Annotated in this window: 21 protein-coding genes; 6 read left to right on the plus strand and 15 right to left on the minus strand. The window is 33.9% G+C overall.

Translation table 11 applies throughout. The annotated features are described in order from the left end of the window. Nucleotides 1-18: 18 nt before the first annotated feature. From H7F21_RS11770 to H7F21_RS11780, 3 genes are all read right to left on the minus strand, one after another. Nucleotides 19-1,800 carry a PspC domain-containing protein gene (locus H7F21_RS11770; RefSeq protein ID WP_185789486.1) on the minus strand — a complete coding sequence of 594 codons (1,782 nt, stop codon included), beginning with the start codon at nucleotides 1,798-1,800 and terminating at the stop codon, nucleotides 19-21. Further along, on the minus strand, nucleotides 1,797-2,138 hold the full coding sequence (locus tag H7F21_RS11775; RefSeq protein WP_185789487.1) for a PadR family transcriptional regulator: 342 nt from the start codon (nucleotides 2,136-2,138) through the stop codon (nucleotides 1,797-1,799). The genes H7F21_RS11770 and H7F21_RS11775 overlap by 4 nt, the downstream gene beginning before the upstream one ends. A 178-nt stretch (nucleotides 2,139-2,316) precedes the next feature. Continuing rightward, nucleotides 2,317-2,763, minus strand: a complete 447-nt coding sequence (locus H7F21_RS11780; protein WP_185789488.1) for a DUF4870 domain-containing protein — start codon at nucleotides 2,761-2,763, stop codon at nucleotides 2,317-2,319. A gap of 167 nt (nucleotides 2,764-2,930) precedes the next feature. Here H7F21_RS11780 and H7F21_RS11785 point away from each other — a divergent pair, with 167 nt between their 5' ends. The 4 genes from H7F21_RS11785 (at nucleotide 2,931) to H7F21_RS11800 (ending at nucleotide 5,317) form a co-directional block, all read left to right on the plus strand. Next, entirely contained in the window at nucleotides 2,931-3,494 is a 564-nt protein-coding gene (locus H7F21_RS11785; protein WP_185789489.1) for a VHS/ENTH/ANTH domain-containing protein, read from the plus strand. 14 nt (nucleotides 3,495-3,508) lie between these two features. Then, nucleotides 3,509-3,964, plus strand: coding sequence for a DUF4442 domain-containing protein (locus tag H7F21_RS11790; RefSeq protein ID WP_185789490.1), 456 nt, complete (start codon nucleotides 3,509-3,511; stop codon nucleotides 3,962-3,964). Between the two features lie 123 nt (nucleotides 3,965-4,087). Next, the gene (locus tag H7F21_RS11795) at nucleotides 4,088-4,912 is read left to right on the plus strand and encodes a TIGR00266 family protein (protein WP_185789491.1); all 825 of its coding nucleotides are present in this window, start codon (nucleotides 4,088-4,090) and stop codon (nucleotides 4,910-4,912) included. Between the two features lie 207 nt (nucleotides 4,913-5,119). Continuing rightward, nucleotides 5,120-5,317 carry a hypothetical protein gene (locus H7F21_RS11800; RefSeq protein ID WP_185789492.1) on the plus strand — a complete coding sequence of 66 codons (198 nt, stop codon included), beginning with the start codon at nucleotides 5,120-5,122 and terminating at the stop codon, nucleotides 5,315-5,317. Between the two features lie 27 nt (nucleotides 5,318-5,344). Here H7F21_RS11800 and H7F21_RS11805 read toward each other — a convergent pair whose 3' ends face one another. The 8 genes from H7F21_RS11805 to H7F21_RS11840 form a co-directional block, all read right to left on the minus strand. Continuing rightward, a complete protein-coding gene (locus H7F21_RS11805) occupies nucleotides 5,345-6,283 on the minus strand; it encodes a LysR substrate-binding domain-containing protein (RefSeq protein WP_185789493.1) in 939 nt (312 codons plus the stop codon). Between the two features lie 126 nt (nucleotides 6,284-6,409). Then, entirely contained in the window at nucleotides 6,410-6,826 is a 417-nt protein-coding gene (locus H7F21_RS11810) for a DUF2141 domain-containing protein (RefSeq protein WP_185789494.1), read from the minus strand. 130 nt (nucleotides 6,827-6,956) lie between these two features. Continuing rightward, the gene (locus tag H7F21_RS11815) at nucleotides 6,957-8,288 is read right to left on the minus strand and encodes a DUF58 domain-containing protein (RefSeq protein WP_185789495.1); all 1,332 of its coding nucleotides are present in this window, start codon (nucleotides 8,286-8,288) and stop codon (nucleotides 6,957-6,959) included. A 34-nt stretch (nucleotides 8,289-8,322) separates the two neighbouring features. After that, on the minus strand, nucleotides 8,323-9,318 hold the full coding sequence (locus tag H7F21_RS11820) for an AAA family ATPase (RefSeq protein ID WP_185789496.1): 996 nt from the start codon (nucleotides 9,316-9,318) through the stop codon (nucleotides 8,323-8,325). Then, nucleotides 9,300-10,523, minus strand: coding sequence for a DUF4350 domain-containing protein (locus H7F21_RS11825; protein WP_185789497.1), 1,224 nt, complete (start codon nucleotides 10,521-10,523; stop codon nucleotides 9,300-9,302). The genes H7F21_RS11820 and H7F21_RS11825 overlap by 19 nt, the downstream gene beginning before the upstream one ends. After that, nucleotides 10,520-11,254: a DUF4129 domain-containing protein gene (locus H7F21_RS11830; RefSeq protein ID WP_185789498.1), complete on the minus strand. Its 735-nt coding sequence runs from the start codon at nucleotides 11,252-11,254 to the stop codon at nucleotides 10,520-10,522. The genes H7F21_RS11825 and H7F21_RS11830 overlap by 4 nt, the downstream gene beginning before the upstream one ends. Then, the gene (locus tag H7F21_RS11835) at nucleotides 11,255-12,148 is read right to left on the minus strand and encodes a hypothetical protein (protein ID WP_185789499.1); all 894 of its coding nucleotides are present in this window, start codon (nucleotides 12,146-12,148) and stop codon (nucleotides 11,255-11,257) included. Then, nucleotides 12,145-13,161, minus strand: coding sequence for a stage II sporulation protein M (locus H7F21_RS11840; protein ID WP_185789500.1), 1,017 nt, complete (start codon nucleotides 13,159-13,161; stop codon nucleotides 12,145-12,147). The genes H7F21_RS11835 and H7F21_RS11840 overlap by 4 nt, the downstream gene beginning before the upstream one ends. A gap of 36 nt (nucleotides 13,162-13,197) precedes the next feature. Here H7F21_RS11840 and H7F21_RS11845 point away from each other — a divergent pair, with 36 nt between their 5' ends. Further along, nucleotides 13,198-13,914 carry an RDD family protein gene (locus H7F21_RS11845; protein WP_185789501.1) on the plus strand — a complete coding sequence of 239 codons (717 nt, stop codon included), beginning with the start codon at nucleotides 13,198-13,200 and terminating at the stop codon, nucleotides 13,912-13,914. Then, nucleotides 13,914-14,528 carry a trimeric intracellular cation channel family protein gene (locus H7F21_RS11850; RefSeq protein ID WP_185789502.1) on the plus strand — a complete coding sequence of 205 codons (615 nt, stop codon included), beginning with the start codon at nucleotides 13,914-13,916 and terminating at the stop codon, nucleotides 14,526-14,528. The genes H7F21_RS11845 and H7F21_RS11850 overlap by 1 nt, the downstream gene beginning before the upstream one ends. Here the strand turns inward: H7F21_RS11850 and H7F21_RS11855 are convergent. The 4 genes from H7F21_RS11855 to H7F21_RS11870 all read right to left on the minus strand — a co-directional run bounded on the left by H7F21_RS11855 (nucleotide 14,525) and on the right by H7F21_RS11870 (nucleotide 20,033). Beyond that, nucleotides 14,525-15,169, minus strand: coding sequence for an alpha/beta fold hydrolase (locus tag H7F21_RS11855; RefSeq protein WP_185789503.1), 645 nt, complete (start codon nucleotides 15,167-15,169; stop codon nucleotides 14,525-14,527). The two genes, H7F21_RS11850 and H7F21_RS11855, sit on opposite strands and share 4 nt — an antisense overlap. Nucleotides 15,170-15,249: 80 nt before the next feature. Beyond that, on the minus strand, nucleotides 15,250-16,782 hold the full coding sequence (locus tag H7F21_RS11860) for a serine hydrolase (RefSeq protein WP_185789504.1): 1,533 nt from the start codon (nucleotides 16,780-16,782) through the stop codon (nucleotides 15,250-15,252). A gap of 87 nt (nucleotides 16,783-16,869) precedes the next feature. Further along, the gene (locus H7F21_RS11865; RefSeq protein ID WP_185789505.1) at nucleotides 16,870-17,670 is read right to left on the minus strand and encodes a helix-turn-helix domain-containing protein; all 801 of its coding nucleotides are present in this window, start codon (nucleotides 17,668-17,670) and stop codon (nucleotides 16,870-16,872) included. Nucleotides 17,671-17,888: 218 nt separating this feature from the next. Continuing rightward, nucleotides 17,889-20,033: a M3 family metallopeptidase gene (locus tag H7F21_RS11870; RefSeq protein WP_185789506.1), complete on the minus strand. Its 2,145-nt coding sequence runs from the start codon at nucleotides 20,031-20,033 to the stop codon at nucleotides 17,889-17,891. Nucleotides 20,034-20,041: the final 8 nt, after the last annotated feature.

The following is a 20,041-nucleotide window of genomic DNA, read 5'->3' on the forward strand; positions in this document are numbered from 1 at the left end:
ATTGTCATTTTCAAGACTTCAATTGTCGTTAACTTCTATGTCAACACCATTTTCATTAATTTGTACACTAACATCTGGCTTTTCTTCATCAGACGATTCATTGTCAGTTGAGGTTTCAATATCTTCAACTTCGATAACTTCTTCTTTACAATCTAAACACTCAGCTCCATCTTTAGTAATTATATAGTAAAAGCCATATTTCATATCATTTAAAAGGCTGCTTCCATATCTATAGTAACTGTATCTCCATGATTTTGAGAAATTTTTGTCAGTATAGAGAATAGTGCCTTCAGGAAGATATAACGTTACTCTTACTTCTTGCTCACTAAATTTATTCTCAATATCGGTTTTGAGGAAATTATCAAGATTAAGCGTATTACCAGTTAGTCTATACTCATAATTAATATTTTCTGCACGTTTTTTTGCTCTTTCGTAGTTTCTTCCTGTTGCTTCTTTTTCTATTGAAATAGAAGCTAGGGAGTCGCTCGTAGATCGAACAAAAAATCTAATCTTATTAGACACCAGGCTACGGCCATTATCATCTTCAATAATTCTAAATTCACCACCATTATTATAACGATAGCCATTGGATGCGTCTAATCTAGATTTGTTTAACTTAAGAGTGTCACCTGCTTTTATGTTTAATCCACTATTAGCAGTTACTTTAGCATCAAACGCATGTTCAGTTGCTTGTTTTACTCCTGTAATTATAAGTCCAATGATTGCCATGAGCCAAAGGCCGAGTAATGTGAACTTTGCCACATTACCAATGGATTTGAGGTTGTTCACTAAAATCTTTAACCCTAGATAAAACACAAAAAAGAATGGAATACCAATGGCAAAAAACAATAACATAGACATTAACCAAATTGGGATATTGGCCGCATTCGCAACATAAAGTAAATCTAAACCTGGGAAATGTACTGCGTCTGTAATCCCAACTGTAAATAATGCTACGATTAAAGAAAGTAAAGTACTTATACCTACAATGATTAAAATAATACCAATGAACTTAGCGACTACTTTTAGAAAAAACATAAAGATGCTTCCAATAGAATCAAAGAAGTTTTGAGAACTGGATTTTATGCGATTCCCTTGTTTTTGAAAATCTACACTCTTAACCGTTTCTGAGATATTGTCTGAGACATTATCGAAACCCTCTTTGAGTTTTTCGCCATGCTTTTTAAAGTCAACATTTTTTACGGTTTCCGATACCGAATCAATGCCGTCTTTAATTTTTTTTTCAATGTTACTAATGTTCACGGGATCACCAGTCATCATTAGTTTTTCTGATGTGGTCCTAGCTTCCGGCACTAATGCCCAAAAAATGAGGTATATAAATATAAATGTTCCACCGGAGCCTATAGCTAACAATAGCCATATTAATCGCATCCAAATAGGTTCTATACCAAAGTAATGGCTTAAGCCAGCAGCAACACCGCCTACATAAGAGTTATCTGTATCTCTGTAGAGTTTTTTGGTAGGTCTAGATTCGTAAGATCTTTGTGATTTCGGCTCATCTTCAAAGATTTCGTCATCAACCAAATAATCTTCTGGTTGCCCCATTATTGTAATGACTTCATCAACAAGCTTAATCCCTACGACTTGCTTTTCGTTTTGTATGCGTTCTGAGAAAAGCTCTGAAATACGAGCTTCTATATCTGCTATAATTTCTGAACGACCTTGAGAGTCTGTAAATGAACGTTTTATAGCCTCAAGATAGCGCGATAACTTAAGATATGCATCTTCATCTATATGGAAGAATATACCTGCTAAATTTATATTGACTGTTTTATTCATTTTTTTGATGTTTTTGTACTGGTTACTAGGTTAACTGCATTTTGTAATTCACTCCAAGTCGTGTTTAACTCTTTTAGAAACAACTTACCTGTTTCGGTGAGACCATAATATTTTCTTGGTGGTCCAGATGTGGATTCTTCCCAACGATAATTAAGTAATCCAGCATTCTTTAATCTTGTTAATAGTGGATATATGGTTCCTTCTACAACAAGCATTTTTGCGTCTTTTAGTGTGCCCAGAACCTCTGCAACATAGGCATCGTCATCCTTTAAGATGGATAAGATGCAATATTCCAGCACACCTTTGCGCATTTGTGCTTTTGTGTTTTCTATTTTCATGTGTGTCTTCTATTTTAATTTAAGGTCACATGCAGTTCGCGCATCGACATTAATGGGATTAATCATTGATTTTTTTTGCGCTCGTGTCATATTATAAGAGTCTTAAATTCGATTAAACTGTTCATTTTTTGATTGATTATTGATGAATATTGAGTTACTGAAACTAGTTCAGCACATGTTACTTTAAGAAATTAATGGTGAGTGGATACTTATATAAGTTGCCATCTCTTGCAGATAAACTCGCTTTAACAATTAATGCAAGTTCGACGATAAACGCAATGATTGCCAATGCACCTAATCCACCTCCAATATACAAGAGAGGAGAAGGCTCTCCTACATTAATATGGAAATTGTGGAAACCGTGAAAGTCTATAACATCTAATCCTCTAAAAAGCTTAAAGATGAAAAATGGAACACTGATTGTGCCAATAATAATAGCATAAAGCAATACGCTAATTTGAAAATTAATGGCTTGCTTACCGTGTTGATCTACAAATTCTGATTTGTCTTTATTGGCAGCCCACAATACGATTGGACCAATAAAATTTCCAAATGGAATTATAAACCTTGAAAAGGTTGACAAATGTATAAATGTGGCTAAATTTTTATGGTGATTATCTAACATTTTTAAAAGTATATAATAGTTGCTTATACAAATATATGTCTTTAAAAAGGTATTATGTTACGCATAGTACTAAAAATTAACATATTTTTAACAAATTAAAATCAATACTTGTAAACCTAAAAGTTCATTAATTCTATTAACTTAGCAAGTATCCTAATTGAATCAAAATGAAGAAAGTCTTTCTATTTACTTTTATTTTTATCTCATGGTTGTGTCTAGGTCAAAATCAAAAAAACTTCACCTTTTTTAAAAACAACGGTGAAAAAATTGTTGTACAAGATCGAAAATTTAAGTCCGATTACGTTTTATTGATTAATGATGATGGATCAAATCACAAGTTGTATTACCATGACTTTTATAGGTATGAATATGATATAAGGAAATCGGGAATTTCCAAAATTTACTTAAGGAATGTTCAAGAAATGGTTTGTATAGAGGATAATACGTATTATCTATTGCCATTAATTGTTGAAGGTGATTGTAATTTATATAGTAGTGGAGGCGCTATGGCCTATTCTGTAGCTACATTTAGCTATTTTATAAAAAGAAAAGAAGAAAAGGTCGCGACTAAAATAGGGACTACTAACTTAATCTCTAAAAATTTCAAAGCTGTTGCTATGGATTATTTCAGTGATTGTAAAAAAATGGAAGAAAAAATTAAAAAAAGATTTAAGAAAAAACGTAAGAGACTAATCGAAATTGTTGAATTTTATAATTCTAATTGTGAATAAAATCAAAACTATAAATGAATATTTCTCCATCTAAACTCAATACTTTTTTAATGCTTAAGTTGCCGGCTGCTTATTTTACAGGTGTAAGAACCAAGCATTTAGATGATACGACTTGTGTAGTGTCGGTAAAGCATCGTTGGATTAATCAAAATCCATTTAGATCTATGTTTTGGGCTGTACAGGGCATGGCTGCAGAGTTGTCTACAGGAGCTTTGGTAATGACCAAGATTAGAAATAGTGGCAAAAACATTTCTATGTTAGTAGCAAATAATAATGCTTCATTTACAAAGAAAGCTACTGGACGGATTACCTTTACTTGTGAAGAGGGTCATAAAATAGACGAGGCTATTACAAAAGCTATTGAGACAGGCGACGGACAAACGGTTTGGTTAAACTCAAACGGAATAAATAAAGATGGTGTGGAAGTGTCGTCCTTTAATTTTGAATGGACACTTAAAGTAAAATGTTAGATTTTGCTTTTAAGTTTGCAGTCTCGATATGCAGTGATTGATAAATTGTATTTAAACACGCGTGTAACAAATTGATTGATTTTTCAACTTATATAGTAGTCAACCTTAAAACGAAAATATACAATGGAAAGATTACCAGACTTTAGTGAAAGAAATGCCCACGAGATAGATTATCGCATTTATGGAGAAGAAATGCAATATGTAGAAATAGAACTCGATCCTGATGAAGGTGTCATAGCAGAATCTGGAAGTTTTATGATGATGGATGATGGTATAAAAATGGAAACCATTTTTGGGGATGGCTCTAAAAAGGACCAAGGCTTTTTAGGAAAAATACTAGGAGCTGGTAAGCGCATATTAACAGGAGAGAGTCTTTTCATGATTGCCTTCTACAATAATTTGACTGGTAAGAGAAACGTGTCATTTGCTTCCCCTTATCCAGGAAAAATAACGCCAATAGACTTATTGGAATACAATGGAAAGTTCATTTGTCAAAAAGATGCCTTTTTATGTGCGGCAAAAGGGGTGAGTGTTGGTATTGAGTTCTCAAAGAAGTTGGGAAGAGGCTTGTTTGGAGGCGAGGGTTTCATCATGCAAAAATTAGAAGGTGATGGTATGGCATTTGTCCATGCTTGCGGAACTACTGCAAAACGTGTTTTAGCACCGGGAGAAATACTTAGGGTAGATACTGGATGTATTGTTGGATTCACTCAAGATGTCGATTATGATATTGAGTTTATAGGTGGATTTAAAAATACAATTTTTGGAGGTGAAGGTTTGTTTTTTGCAAAACTACAAGGGCCAGGAACGGTTTATTTACAATCACTACCATTTAGTAGATTAGCTGGACGTGTATTGAAGTCCTTACCCAGAGGAGGAAACAGTAAAGGTGAAGGAAGTATCCTTGGTGGCTTAGGAGATTTATTGGATGGTGATAACAGGTTTTAGTTTAATCACATGTAAATCAAGGGCTTAAAATGTAAGAATTATCTTTTTTTATTATTCATGCTCAACGTTATAATTGAACTTTTAACATAATAAGCTGTTAAACTTCTGTAGTTCTTTTATTTTTTTTATAATTTCATACAGTAAATTGAAACAATAGCCTATAGAGAACAATTACTTTTTTGTTGAACCTAAAACTTAAGATTACCTATGGCGAGAGCAATGTATGAGTACACGAAAACTGTACTTAGCAAGGTTAGTTTTGATGCGACATTATTCTGTAAAGAAGTGCAAAAAGCGGTAAAGCGATTACTGCCTCACGAACTGGAAGAGTTAAGAATTTTTATTCAGTCCCTTATCAATCAAAACCCAGAATTAAATCAATGTTTAATTTATTTAAAAGTATAAAGAAAAGCGACTTACGAGTCGCTTTTTTTATTTGGCCAGAGGGCTAATAATCTCAACATTACTAAAGGCAATAGCACCTCGTATTATACCAGAAATTGAATTGTGAAGTGCATCAATAATCTGCATTTTTAATTCACTTTTATGATATATAATACTAACTTCTCTTGCTGGTGAGGGTTCTGAAAAATGTCTAAGGTTGGGACTCAATTTTTCTTTAATGTCTAAGGTGTGTAAATAGGGAAGAAGCGTCATTCCCATACCTTCGTTGCTCAGCTTAATTAATGTTTCGATACTACCACTTTCTAGCTGAAAACTATCATCTATTTGATCTTTAAAGGCTTTGCACAGATTTATAACACCATCTCTAAAACAATGTCCATCTTCCAAAAGCAACATGTCCTCAATCTCAAGGTCGGAAACTGCAATGGTCTTTTTATCTTTTAGTCGATGGTTATCTGGTACATAAGCAACAAAAGGTTCATAGTACAAAACACGCTCTTTAATATTATCGCTTTCTAAAGGAGTCGCAGCAATAGCAGCATCCAAGTGCCCATCACTAATACGTGTAAGGATTTCTTCGGTGGTAAGCTCTTCAATTTTAAGCTTCACTTTTGGGTATTTTTTAATGAAGTTTTTGAGGAACATAGGCAATAGTGTAGGCATTACCGTAGGTATAATTCCTAAACGGAATTCACCACCAATAAATCCTTTTTGCTGGTCTACTATATCTTGTATACGATCTGCTTCATTAACTATATTCCTAGCTTGGAATACAATTTTCCTGCCAACATCTGTAAGCTCTATTGGCTTTTTACCTCTGTCGAAAATAATGACATCGAGTTCATCCTCAAGCTTTTGAATTTGTGTACTTAATGTTGGTTGCGTTACAAAGCACTTTTCAGCAGCTTTCGTGAAATTTTGATGTTCTGCTATGGCTAGGGCGTATTTTAGTTGAGTGATTGTCATAATTATTAATTGAAACTATAAAATTACAAAAAAGGATTAATAAAAGCTATAGTCTTTGGTTAGTGCTAAAAAAAGACCGTCATGAATGGCGGTCTTTGTAATGATTTTTTGATTGATGTCTTTCGTTTAGAATCTAATATTGAGTTCTAGGTCCTTGTCTTCCACTTTAAACTTCGCATCATCATATTGTGGTGGTCCAAAAGCCATAACATTGTTAGATGTACCAAAAGATTCTAATGGCATGCCATTTTCTCTAAAATCCATACGTTGGTTAGAATTTTCGTCATGTAGTGCTAAAATTGCATATTCTCCAGCGGTTACATTTTCAAAAGTGATGATTACTTTTCCGTCTTTTATTTCAGATTCAGCATCAATAATACCTTTACCTTTCATAAACGTTTCAGATGTGTGCAGAGACATTAATACTTTACCAGTGTCATTTTTAACGTTGTCAATAGTTACCGTAATGGTAATGCCTTCATCTTGTGAGAAGCTAAATAATGTAGATAGGGTTAGAGCGAATGCTAAGATTAAATTTTTCATAATGTATTTGATTAATGGTTATTTGTTTTTGTTGATTCAAATATCCAACAAATCTCCATGATGAAATAATTGTAATTACCGAATTGTAATTTTATTAGGACGAGTTGTAATTTGGCAATTATATAGAGTCTTATAGTAAACCTCTGGCTTTAATCTCTAAATACTTATTTATTGTATTTATGGTAAGGTTTTCTGGTGCCGTTAATATAGATTGAATACCATGCTTTTGCAATTCCTTTACCATAAGGCGTTTTTCAAAGGCGAATTTTTCAGCAATGGTCTTATGGTAGATAGATTGCAGATCTTCGGCGTTTTCCTTTATAATGGTCTCGAGTTCTGTGTTTTCAAATAATACCACAACTAACATGTGTTTTTTAGATATGGCTTGTAGATATGGTAATTGACGTTTAAGTGCACTTAAATGTTCAAAATTAGTATAGAGTAGTAGGAGGCTGCGATGTGTTACTTTTCGCTTTAATTGCGCATATAATAGCCCAAAATCGCTATCATTAAATTGGGTATCTATATTGTAAAGCGCTTCTAGAATACGATTGAGATAAGTGATTTTATGTATGGCTGGGAGAAACGTTTCTATTTTTTTTGAAAAGGACAACATACCGACTTTATCATGCTTCTTTAAGGCTACATTACTAAAGGCCAGCGTAGAATTTATGGCATAATCCAAAAGCTTTAAACCATTGAAAGGCATTTTCATAACACGGCCAGTGTCGATGATCGAATAAATAGGTTGTGATTTTTCATCTTGGTACTGATTGACCATAAGCTCAGCTTTCTTAGCTGTGGCTTTCCAGTTAACTGTTCTAGAATCATCACCTAGAACGTATTCCTTTATTTGTTCAAATTCTGACGTATGCCCAATACGTCTTATTTTTTTCAATCCGATTTGGGTTAGGGAATTGCTAATAGCCAAGAAATCATATTTCTGCATTTGTATGATGGATGGATATACCATAACCATCTGTCCGTTCTGAAAGCGGTATTTACGCTTTACTATTTTAAGTAAGGAGGATACAAAAATATTGAGGTGTCCAAAGTAGTATTCACCTCGATCTACAGGTCTTACCAAATATTCAAAATCATGAGATTCTTTTGGGTTTAGGCTTACTTGATAAGAAAAATCACGTTTTTGAAATTGTACAGGCAGCTCATCAATAACATCTAAATAGGTTTTAAAACCATAATCATTGGTAATGGTTATAGGAACAGGATTGTTATCGCTGTTAGAAAATTTATCTGGTAATAGTCGTCTTGCAGAAATCGCTTTTTTAGGACTATAGAGTATAAGCAAATCAATAAACAACAGCACAATAATAATGGTAGTAAGTATCCACGCAAAAGAATATAACCAGGGAAACCAATATGAAAGCATAAAGCACACAGCAGTTAGAGCTAAATAAATATATAGCTGCTTGTGTACATATAATGACTTTAAAAATTTCATACTAAATTCTGCTTACTGTGACTGAAAACTGAAATTAACGAGGGACTTCCACTGACTGTACGATCATCTCTATAACATTTTCTGTGGTCATGCCTTCCATTTCGCGTTCCGGTGTTAGTATCACACGATGATTAAGTACTGGATTCAATGCTTTTTTTACATCCTCCGGAATTACAAAATCACGTCCATTGATAGCCGCAAATGCTTTTGCTGTATTCAATATGGCAATAGATGCTCTTGGTGAACCACCAAGATATAAATGCGGATGATTACGAGTTTTAGATACAATCTCGGCAATGTATTTTATGATCTTTTCTTCAACTAAAATTGATTGCGTTTTATTTTTATAATCTTCTAACGATTTAGTATCCAAAATCGCATTAATTGAAGACTGAGGTGCTGCGCCTTTGCGCTCATGATGAGAGGCAATTATTTTAACTTCATCTTCAAGTGATGGATAATCGACTTTAATCTTAAAAATAAAACGATCTAATTGTGCTTCTGGTAGTGCATATGTCCCTTCTTGCTCAATTGGGTTTTGTGTTGCCAAAACCATAAAAGGATTCTCAAATTTATAAGTAGTGCCATCGATACTAGCTTGTCGTTCTTCCATGGTTTCAAAAAGTGCCGCTTGTGTTTTTGCGGGTGCTCTATTAATCTCATCAATTAAAACGATATTAGAAAAAATAGGTCCTTTTTTAAATTCAAACTCAGACGTCTTCATGTTTAAAACGGAAGTTCCCAAAACATCACTTGGCATTAAATCTGGTGTGAATTGAATTCTGCTAAACTCTGTTTTTAAGACTTTGGCAAATAACTTTGCTGTAACAGTTTTTGCAATCCCAGGAACACCTTCTATTAGGACGTGACCATCCGCTAGTAAGGCTACAATTAGTAATTCTACAAAATTATCTTGGCCAATTATTACTTTTCTTAGTTCGGATTTAATACTCTCAACAGCATCTCTTAAGCCATCAAGCTGTATTCTGTTATCAAAATTTAGGTCGTCGTTTACTGCTTCGTTTTCCATTGGTTATGGGATTTAAAATTTTCAATTAAGGTATTTAAGCGCTCTAATTCAATATTGCTTATCTGAGTTTTACCGTCTATTTGTTCTGTAAATTCAAATAATTTTCTTGTATCCTCTATAGTATTGTTGCTCCTTGCCGATAGATTTTTAATAAAGCTATCATTAATTTCTGATGTGCTTAGATACATGGTATTTCTTATATAATCCAAGAAGTGCTGCACTTTATGATAGGCAATATCTTTGTGTTTTCCGTTTTCATAGTACATGTTAGAAATGGTTCTGGTAAAATCTACGGTTTGATTTTTTAAAGGTCTCACAATAGGAATGGCTCTTTGCTTACGTTTACCTTCAAATATTATGTAAATCAAAACAGCTATTAATACCATGTAATATGCCCATTTAAGGGAATCGTTATTTAAAAGAAGATACATTGGCGATGTATAAAATTTCTTTCCGCTTTTATAGTAAGTATCGATATAAATCGGTTGACTTGTGTCTAAATAGGATAATAGGCCTGCGGTATAATTTTGATTGGGAGAATTAAGCACGAAATAATTGGTAAATGCCTGAGGGAATGTGTTCAAAATGATTTCTCCATCTCCAAATGGTTGCTTTATAATATTGATTAAAGAATCTTGAACGAGTTCGTTTTCGCCTCTATACTTATCTATAAGGCCAACGACATTGGTTTGTAAAGTGTCTATGTCGTGAAAGTGAAAAAACGTTGTTGGTCTGTCAAATTTATAAGCGGCAGTTTTGTCTAGTCTTGGATTTACTAGCTGAACTTGATATTCGTTGTTAAAATTGGCAACGGTATTTATGGATTCGGTATTAAGGTTTAAAGTGTCTAAAAGTTTGGCTTCAAAATCAACAGCAGAAACCATTAGTGTATTGCCAGCATCAACCCAATCTAAAAGAGCATTCAGTTCTTGTTCTCCAAAATTGATACCACCATTATAAAACACATAAGTTCCCTTAATGTTATTGGCCTTTAAATATTCAAAAGGAGGTCTTTCAACTATGGTTACATCTTCTGAAATTCTTTGAAGCTGTTCACTAAATACATAAGAGCCAAAAGGTATCTTATGATGCGTCGCATAAGAAGGAAACCAGTTGAGTTCTTTAGGTTTGTTCATCTCAACAGTAACTATTGCCAATATGGTCAATAGCACAAGTGAAATATATATTTTCCCTTTTTTAGTCAACTTTTGTTTATGGATTTATTTAGGTTTTCAAAAGGCTGTTTCAAGGCTTCGAATTTCAAGGCATCAACACCAAACTCACCATACCAAACATAGTCATATATTCTTGTGATGTTCTTAAAACCATCTTTCAAGCTCGTTTTACCAATTTCTTTAATATAGTCTTCATTGGTTTTTTGTGGTTGCCACGAAATAGTATCATTTTCCGTTAAGTACTTTAAGGATAATAAGTAGTAATAGCGAATAGCGAGTCTATAATTTTTTTGATTGATGGCTTCTTTTATCAATGCTGGTATGTCCTCATTTTTAATAATTTGTTCTTCTTCTGTAATGGTAATATTGCCTTGCGCCTTAGTTTTCATGATGAGTCTATTTGAATTGACTTTTAGAAAAAACCGTATCAGCAGAAAAATTAAAACACCAAGTAGTATATAAGGCAATATTCTGAATACAAAATAGAGGAATCCAGTTGCCGTACCAACTCCAAAAATAGCTTCCCAAAATTTTCTGAGAATATTACGAAGCCAGCGATATGCTCTATCTAAAAAGGATTCTTCTTGTTGGACTTCTATATAATTAAAGTCATCATCAGCCTTGTAAGATTCTAGATCTTTTTCTGAAATATCTTGTTTTTCAATATCGGTATCATCGAATAGTACAGGTTGCTCGCTTTGTTGTGCAAAAGATAATTGCACAAAGCAAAAACAAATACATAAAAACCTGTGTAGCTTCATTTAGTCTTCCGTTTTACCAATTTCGCTTATGCGCTCGTAAGTGCCAGTAAAGTTGGCTTTTTCATGAAGGTGGAAATAGATGGCAGCACCACCAACTACCAAAATGATATTTAGAAAGAATTGAAAAAAAGTATTCAGTACATTCAGTAATATTAAAATAGGGTCTTGATAAAAATCGTTCATGTTTGCAGGATCTACTTCACCAGAAAAAATTCCAGTACCAATCAAGGTATATATGGCAGAAGGAATAGCGAAAACAAAGCTGATAATATAAAAAATTATAAATAAGACAATGTACGTTCCGAAAGCGGTCCAGAAATCCACATTAACTAAATTGAAACTTTTACTGTAAGCATCTGTAGTGGATTGTCTTGGTTCAAACACATAGATGCTAAAAACTATGGACATCGGTACCATGGCATAAAATACAGGTAAAAAACACAAACAAATTGCAACCAATAGTGTCATACCCTTTAGAAATCCTATACCAAAGAACGACCAAAATGATCTGTAAACATTCTTCTTTATTTCTAAAAAGTCAGTATTTCCTTTGTTGTCTACATAAGATTTTATGTAGTAAAGCGCAGAAGCGCCTGTAAATATATAGGCAGCTATGGCAGAAAGAAGATAAACGATTGCTGCTATTAAGGTTAACATGACACTACTACCATTAAAACCAGGCTGTTCATAATTTGTAAAATCAAAAATATCTCCAGCAACATAATTATAAACCGCGAGCGACAACATAAAGACAAGAATTGCAGGTCCTGCAATGTTAAAAATGCTTTTTGTAAATGGTTTAAATTCATTTCGTATAAAACCAAAGGTGTCAGTAAGTATACCACTAAAATCGCTATTCTTTCTAAATTCTATATAAGGTTTGTTTGTATTCATATCGGTTTAGTTTGAGGTAGGTTTTCTGTTTCAACCAAGTCCTGTACTTCTATAATTTGTTGTGATCTTTTATGTAATTGTATGGGATAAAACACATAATAAAATAAAATGAGCGTTAATGAACCACCAATGATAATTATGGCCAACCAATCTGGCATTTCGGTATGTCTTGTAACAAAGCCCTCTAAAAAGCCAGCAATAATAAAAAATGGTATGGTACTCATGAGAATTTTAAGTCCGTTTATGACACCACGTTTAAAAGATTCTAAGCGTGGAAGCGTACCCGTGAATAGCATGCCATTTCCCATGACCAATCCAGCACAACCAGCAATAATGATTACCGAGATCTCTATAGTGCCATGTATCCAAATGGTTCTGGCAGATTCCCATAGCAAGCCTTGTTCATAGAAGAAATACTGAAAGCTACCTAGCATGATACCATTTTGCATTAGTATGTAAAGTGTACCGACACCAAATAAAATACCATATCCAAAAGCCAATAATGCCACTTTTATATTATTTAGCGTAATACCTAGAAACATATTAAATTCGCCTTGCTCTTTGTAAACAGCCATTGGATCGCCATTTTCTATATTCTCTAAAGTCATATTTACATAACCGTCACCCAGAAAAGATCTTACAAAATCACCTTCACTAGCAGCGGAAAATGCACCAACAGCCACGAAAAAAGAAAAGACTAGAAATGTAATCAACAATTCACGATGATGCTGATAAAACATATTAGGAAATTCCGTCTTAAAAAACGAAATCAATCGGTTTTTCGGTTCTTTCTTCGTCTTATAAATATTCTGATGTGCTTGAGATGCTAGCTGATTGAGATAACGCTCTGTATTGCTATTTCTATAAAACGTTTTTGCATAGCTTAAATGGTCAGTAACTTCAATATATAGGTCGGAAAGCAAATCAGGATCAATATTGGTTTTATTTTTAAGAATGCTTTCAAATTCTATCCATTTATCTTTATTTTGCTTCACAAAAGCCGCCTCGCGCATATACTAAAACCTTTAGGTTTTCAAAGAAAAGAAAATATGGATGAATTTCAAATAGAAACCGCCCAAAATGTAGGGATTAACCAAAACGTTGCGAGCATTGGCGATCGTCTATTGGGTTACCTTATTGACAGTGCGATTATACTGTTATACTTCATAGCTTCTATTATGCTTTTGGTAACTTTAGATTTAGACATGGGTGACGCTTGGGCGATATATTTACTGGTTAATCTACCTGCATTTTTATACTATGTCCTTTTGGAGACCTTTTGGGATGGAAAAACAGTTGGCAAGAGTGTAATGAGGACTAAGGTCGTAAAGTTAGATGGATCAAAACCTGGTTTCGCTAACTATTTTGTGAGATGGATTTTGCGCATAGTGGATGTGGCTTTAACATCTGGTGGAGCTGCAGTTTTGACTATTCTAATAAAAGGTAATGGTCAGCGTATTGGTGATATTGCCGCAGGTACCACAGTTATAAGTGAAAAGCAAAAAGTGAGTATTGATGATACCATTTTGAAAGAAATACCAATGGATTATGTGCCGTCTTACAGTCAGGTGACAGTTTTAAACGATACTGATATACAGAAAGTGAAAAATCTTTACGATGAAGCTGTAAGAAAAGGGAATCACAATATTATTTTAAACTTGCATCATCGTTTGGTTAAGGTAATGAATGTTGAGCCGAAAGAGAAGCCTGTCGATTTTGTTGCCAAAGTGATAAAAGATTATAATTACTACACACAAAACATGTGATGTTTTTTCAAACTATAGATATTTTAGGAACTATTGCTTTTGCCATTTCAGGCGTTTTGGTCGCTATGAACAAGCGCATGGATCCATTCGGTGTTTTAATCATAGCTTTTGTTACCGCAGTTGGTGGTGGAACACTGCGCGATGTCATGGTAGGTGTCGAACCTGTATCCTGGATGCGAAATATGACCTATGTTTATGTCATTGTTGCATCAACCATATTTGCTGTTGTATTCAGAAATCAATTAAAGCACTTAAGGCGTTCACTGTTTTTGTTTGATACTATTGGTATTGGATTGTATACCGTTATTGGTATTGAAACAGGTTTAGTTGCTAATTTGCATCCAGTAATTTGTGTCTTTTTAGGGACTATGACTGCTTGTTTTGGAGGTGTGATACGAGATATTCTATGTAATGATATTCCTGTCATTTTTAGAAAAGAAATCTATGCTACAGCTTGCATTTTGGGTGGTTTTACCTATTTCTTATTACTTCATTTTTTGGAAGGCAGAAATTACCTTTTTATTATTGCTGGATTAGTCGTTATAATAGTTCGCATACTGGCTGTTCGGTTTAAGATTAGTTTACCTAGTTTGTATAAGAATGAAGATGATTAAATGAACTTTTTAATTATTCTTGTAATTTCCTCTGCTTTCTTTAGTACACAAATATGACTTCCGTTTCTTATTATATAATCTGGTTTTTTAATTAATTTAAAGGGTAAAGTTTTATCTTTTGTACCATGGATATGAATGATTTCTGTCGATATATTAGGTGCTCTCCAAGAAGACAAGCTTCTCAAAGCCCATTGTAAATATGCATTAGAATGTTGACTAACCATATTTTTAAAGAGGTTCTTCTCTTCATCATTTTCAAAACCGTGGGTTGCACCCCAAAATCTAATAGTTCTTAAGCTAATCTCTTTAGTGAATAATTTATATACTCTTAATGGTTTAACTAGTTTTAAAGAGAATGGTAATTCTTTTCTTGACTTTATACTAGAGATTAATATGATTTTTTCTATTTGATGAACACTTGCAATTTCTTGAGAGACCGCACCCCCTAGCGAATGACCTATAAGAATCGTTTTCTCTGAATATTTTTTAGTTTTTGAGAATAAACGCAATGCGTAATCGTGGAATTTTTCTTTTGGTAATGGTTCAATCCAGTTGAGATGTTCTAATTCAAGACCTGATAAGTCTAGATTTTTAAAGATCTGACAGTCGTAACCTAATCCTGGGATAAAAACTATGCGCACTTATTTTTTAACTAAGTTAACAAATTAATGGTTTCAAAACACGCAAGCTTTACGATAGCAACATGTGAAATTTGGTTTACTTAATTCTTATTCTTTATTCTTGTAATAAAATCTTTAGAACTTTGGTTGTTGGGATCATGTTTAAGAGAGGTTTCAAAAGCTTCTAGTGCCAACTGATAAGTCTTTTTTTGATAATATGCTTCTCCAAGACTATTAAAGACATTTGTTGAATTTGGGAATTTTTCTGCATTGAGCTTAAAAACTGTTAAAGCTTCATCTAATTTACCGTTCTGCATGTAAAAATACCCTAAAACATTAATGTTGGCCTCGAGAATGAGACCAAGTCTGTTCTCATCTAATTTTTTGGTATAATTGATTGCTTCTAGCGTTTTTCCTTTGTCTAATAGACTTTCAATGACATAGGAGTGCATTACTGCTTCTAAGCCTAATTCTCTTTCGTATTGACGTGTTAATGTACCCTCTAAAAACCATTCTTCAGCATAATTAACGATGAGTTCTTTGTACTCACTTAATTGATTTGTCATGATCATTATCGCAAAGCCTTCTTCAGGACGAATCACCATTCTAGAGTTTTGTCCATCAATAGCACCATTATGACCAATATTTCGTTTACCATTCTTTAAAAAACCACCAATACCTGCGTAGTAATACCAAATTTCATCTCCATTTCTAACGCTAACGTTTTTATGCGGTTTAGCAATGAAATCATAGGACTTTGGTTGCAAAAGAACTGTGTTGTTGTGTTGTCCATTGTTTGCAAAAAATGATAGCCATTTACTCATGTCAATTGGCGTAGAACTAATAGCGCCTGTCGGGGCAATTACTGTGACATCAACTGGTTGGGCAACTGTAAATCCATCTTTTTGATATCCAATAGCTCTATTATCGTGTACAATAAACTCATCAAAACGTGTATAAGAATCATTCATTTGCATTGGCTCAAAAATCTCATTTTTTATAAGTGTTTCCCAAGATTCTCCAGTCACTTTTTCAGAAGCTAATCCACCAATAGCAAACATCATGTTGTTATAATTATAACTTGCTCTAAATGCGGTTGAAAAATCTTGTTGAGCTAAAAGCCCTAATAATTTATCTCGTGTATAGTTTTTGTATTTCCAGGCTGCTGTATTTTTTGCTAATCCTGTACCATGAGATAATGCGTCTAGAACCGTTAAATTATCTTCAATGTACTGCTCTTTAAGTTTAAGGTTTGTTATATAACTCTTCAAAGGTTTATGCCAATCTAAAAGTCCTTTTTCAACAAGTTTCGCTGTCAAAACACCAGTAAATGATTTGGTACAAGAACCAATGGAAAACAATGTGTTTCCATCAACTTTTTTGTTTTCGCTTAAGTTACTATAGCCTAAACCACCGCTATATAAAACTTTGTTATCCTTAATGATAGATATACCAACACCAGGTACATTTAACTTTTCTCTTATACTATCTGCAATTTTAAGAAAGGTTTCTAGTTTTTCTTTATCAGACAGATTTTTAGATGTTATAGGCTTCTTTGAGTTCCAGTTACCAGAATAAACTAGTGGAATATTAAGAAAAGAAATGATGACTGCGATGAATACTGTTTTTTTCATAATGATTTTGATTTGATGAATTGCTCTTAAGTCTAAAAACAAAAGTATTATCTTAAATCAATAAAAAATTGTAAAAAATGTTAGCTGCTACTTTATTAGTTGGTCAAAAAACAAGTTGCTGGATTTTGAAAAATCAGAAGGCGTAACTCCAGTTACTCTTTTCATGTCCTTAATAAAGTGGGACTGGTCAAAGTATCCGAATTTATAGGTTATACTAGTCAATGATTCCTCTGGATGTTCCATTCGATAAGACATAATTGCACGCAAACGCGTATAAACTGAAAATTCTTTAATTGAATTTTTAGTCTGCTCAAAGAATATTTGGTTGAGTTTCTGTCGTGAATATGGAAACTTATCTAAAAGTGTTTTAATTTTTATAACGCCTTGTTTTTCATAAATGTAATTGCAAATGGCCTTACTAATTTCATAGGTTTTTGGATGAGGTAGTGCTTTATCAAGAAAGAAATTTTCAATTTGTTTTACTTTTTCTTCAAGTGTACTTGAATTGAAAATACTATTGTGAAGTGCTTCAACATTAGAATATGACGTCTTGGATAAATCTAGAATAGATGTGCGGCCATTGTTGAAGAAAAACGATGTTGCCCAAGGTTGAATCTTTATCGCTAAATAATGCATTGTTGTTGGAATAACAAATTTAGAAGGCATCTCTACCTTTCCAATAAGAAATGATTGAGGCAAAATCATGGGATTACCATTTGATATAATTGAAATATCATGCTCTTTAATAAACCCGAATTCAGAAAGGCCATCTTGAATAATAGATCCTGTATTTTGCTGTGCCCTTTCGGTTTTAAGTTCAACGTAGTGATAACATTTAAAAATGTCTTTTAGCGCTTCGCTAGGTGATATAAAATGTACTTGTTGCAATATGTATGAAAAAATGCTTAATTAGTATTATCGAGTAAGGAATTGATCAGAATGGCTTTTATGAGGTATATTAAAAATAAAATAGTAGACATACAATAACGGCAAAAATGATATTTCACCTTATTCTAATGTTGCTCTAAAGTTCACTTTGTAAATGGCTTTTAATTTACTCTAAAAACACATTTCATAGTCTTTATAGTTTTAATAATTTGATTTTTTTAACTCTTTGGAACAGGAAATCCTCGATCTCGCATTAAGGCTTCAATTTTGGCATCACGACCTCTAAATTTGCGATAGGCTTCTGCAGGATCCATAGCATTTCGTGGTGCGAATAAATACTTTACTAATTTGTCTGCCACATTTTTATCATAGAATCCACCTTCAGCTTCTCTAAAAGCTTCTGATGCATCACTGGTTAATACATCGGCCCACATGTATCCATAATAGGCTGTTGCATAACCCTCTCCTGAAAAGACATGTCCAAAATGCGGTGTTCTATGTCGCATTGGTAATTCTTTTGGCATCCCAAGCTCATCTAAAGTTTCACGTTCAAATTTATCAATGTCAATATTAGTTGGATCTGCCAAGTGCAGTTTCATATCAATTAAGGCAGAGGCTAAATATTCCGTAGTACCAAAACCTTGGTTAAATGTCGACGTTTTTTTAATCTTTTCAACCAACTCAGTGGGAATTGGTGTCCCAGTTTCATGATGGACTAAAAACTGATTGATAACTTTATCGGTAGATAACCAACGTTCTAATAATTGAGATTGAAACTCAGTATAATCTCTTACACCACCTTGCAATGTTGGATATTTTACATCTGCAGCAAAGAAGTGTAGGGCATGACCAAATTCATGAAAGAACGTCGTGGCATCATCCCAAGATACTAAAACAGATTCTCCAGGAGCTGGTTTCACAAAATTTGAATTATTGGACGCCAATACATTAGTAGCACCTTCAAACGTTGTGGAACTTCTGTAAGTGGTTGCCCAAGCTCCTGAGCGTTTCCCTTCACGAGCATAAGGATCTAAATACCAAAGTCCGATATGCTTACCGGAATCTTTATCCGTAACCTCCCAAACTTTGACATCTTCATGAAACACAGGAACTGAACTTTCTTCAACAGGTGTAAACTTATAATGGAACAACTCGCCAGCCACAAAGAACATTGCTTCAGTAAGTTTATCCAATTGTAGATATTGTTTCACTTCATCACTATCTAAATCATACTTTTTTTGTCGAACTTTTTCAGCATAATAGCGGTAATCCCATGGTTCTATGGTAATATTATCACCAAGTTCATTCGCTACTTTTTGCATATCCGTTACTTCTTCTTTAACGCGTGCCGTAGCAGCAGGCCAAACCTTAAGCATCAGATCCATGGCATTTTCAGGATTCTTTGCCATACGATCTTGTAATCGCCATTGTGCGTAATTATCATAGCCTAAGAGACCAACACGCTCCTTACGCAGTTTCAAAATCTCAGCGATAATTTTATTGTTGTCATAGTCATCGCCATTATCGCCTCGCGCATAGTAGTTTGTCCAAACTTGTTCACGTAAATCGCGATTTGTAGAGTAGGTGAGGAAAGGATCCATGGATGACCGCGTATTGGTGATAGCGTATTTACCGTCTTGTCCTTTATCGCTAGCAATTTTGGCAGCGGATTTTATAAAGCTGTCAGATAAACCGCCAAGTTGATCATTAGTTAAATACGTTACGTAGTTTTCTTCATCATGTAATACATTGTTGGAGAACTTGGTATAGAGTGTTGAAAGTTCCTTATTAATTTCGGCATAGCGCTTTTTCTTTTCGGTATCAAGGTTAGCACCATTCATTTCGAATTGCTTGTAGGTTAAATCGACAACACGCTGTTCTTGGGACTCTAGTGGATTTTCTTGTGAAGCGTCATAAACTGCTTTAATACGTTGAAACAATTTTTCGTTCTGCGAAATTTTGGACCTAAATTCTGAAAGTTTCGGTGCTAATTCTGCTTGGACTTCTCTAAATTCGGGTGAAGACATGTTACTACTCATGATACCATAATAGGTAAAAACACGATCCAGTGGTTTTCCAGCACTTTCCATAGCTGCGATGGTGTTTTCGAACGTGGGGTCATGTTCATTGTTGGCGATAGCATCAATTTCTTGTAGTTGAAGTTTCATACCCTTTTCTACAGCTTCCTTTACGTCAGCCACATCCATTTTGTCAAAGGCAGGTGTACCTTGGTAAGATCCTTCCCATTCTTGAAGAAGTATATTGTTGGTCATTAATTTATCATATTTTTTTTGTTCTTCTTTACAACTTGTCAATAGAATAATACAGCCTAGAACAGCAACTTTAATTGATTTAGAAATCATGATGTGTT

The sequence above is a fragment of the Winogradskyella flava genome, assembly GCF_014243395.1.
Lineage (GTDB): Bacteria > Bacteroidota > Bacteroidia > Flavobacteriales > Flavobacteriaceae > Winogradskyella > Winogradskyella flava.

Excerpts from the sequence above, each read along its gene's own strand:
- H7F21_RS11770 (WP_185789486.1), bottom strand. The coding sequence starts at position 1,800 with ATGAATAAAACAGTCAATATAAATTTAGCAGGTATATTCTTCCATATA.
- H7F21_RS11775 (WP_185789487.1), bottom strand. The coding sequence starts at position 2,138 with ATGAAAATAGAAAACACAAAAGCACAAATGCGCAAAGGTGTGCTGGAA.
- H7F21_RS11780 (WP_185789488.1), bottom strand. The coding sequence starts at position 2,763 with ATGTTAGATAATCACCATAAAAATTTAGCCACATTTATACATTTGTCA.
- H7F21_RS11785 (WP_185789489.1), top strand. The coding sequence starts at position 2,931 with ATGAAGAAAGTCTTTCTATTTACTTTTATTTTTATCTCATGGTTGTGT.
- H7F21_RS11790 (WP_185789490.1), top strand. The coding sequence starts at position 3,509 with ATGAATATTTCTCCATCTAAACTCAATACTTTTTTAATGCTTAAGTTG.
- H7F21_RS11795 (WP_185789491.1), top strand. The coding sequence starts at position 4,088 with ATGGAAAGATTACCAGACTTTAGTGAAAGAAATGCCCACGAGATAGAT.
- H7F21_RS11800 (WP_185789492.1), top strand. The coding sequence starts at position 5,120 with ATGGCGAGAGCAATGTATGAGTACACGAAAACTGTACTTAGCAAGGTT.
- H7F21_RS11805 (WP_185789493.1), bottom strand. The coding sequence starts at position 6,283 with ATGACAATCACTCAACTAAAATACGCCCTAGCCATAGCAGAACATCAA.
- H7F21_RS11810 (WP_185789494.1), bottom strand. The coding sequence starts at position 6,826 with ATGAAAAATTTAATCTTAGCATTCGCTCTAACCCTATCTACATTATTT.
- H7F21_RS11815 (WP_185789495.1), bottom strand. The coding sequence starts at position 8,288 with ATGAAATTTTTAAAGTCATTATATGTACACAAGCAGCTATATATTTAT.
- H7F21_RS11820 (WP_185789496.1), bottom strand. The coding sequence starts at position 9,318 with ATGGAAAACGAAGCAGTAAACGACGACCTAAATTTTGATAACAGAATA.
- H7F21_RS11830 (WP_185789498.1), bottom strand. The coding sequence starts at position 11,254 with ATGAAGCTACACAGGTTTTTATGTATTTGTTTTTGCTTTGTGCAATTA.
- H7F21_RS11835 (WP_185789499.1), bottom strand. The coding sequence starts at position 12,148 with ATGAATACAAACAAACCTTATATAGAATTTAGAAAGAATAGCGATTTT.
- H7F21_RS11840 (WP_185789500.1), bottom strand. The coding sequence starts at position 13,161 with ATGCGCGAGGCGGCTTTTGTGAAGCAAAATAAAGATAAATGGATAGAA.
- H7F21_RS11845 (WP_185789501.1), top strand. The coding sequence starts at position 13,198 with ATGGATGAATTTCAAATAGAAACCGCCCAAAATGTAGGGATTAACCAA.
- H7F21_RS11850 (WP_185789502.1), top strand. The coding sequence starts at position 13,914 with ATGTTTTTTCAAACTATAGATATTTTAGGAACTATTGCTTTTGCCATT.
- H7F21_RS11860 (WP_185789504.1), bottom strand. The coding sequence starts at position 16,782 with ATGAAAAAAACAGTATTCATCGCAGTCATCATTTCTTTTCTTAATATT.
- H7F21_RS11870 (WP_185789506.1), bottom strand. The coding sequence starts at position 20,033 with ATGATTTCTAAATCAATTAAAGTTGCTGTTCTAGGCTGTATTATTCTA.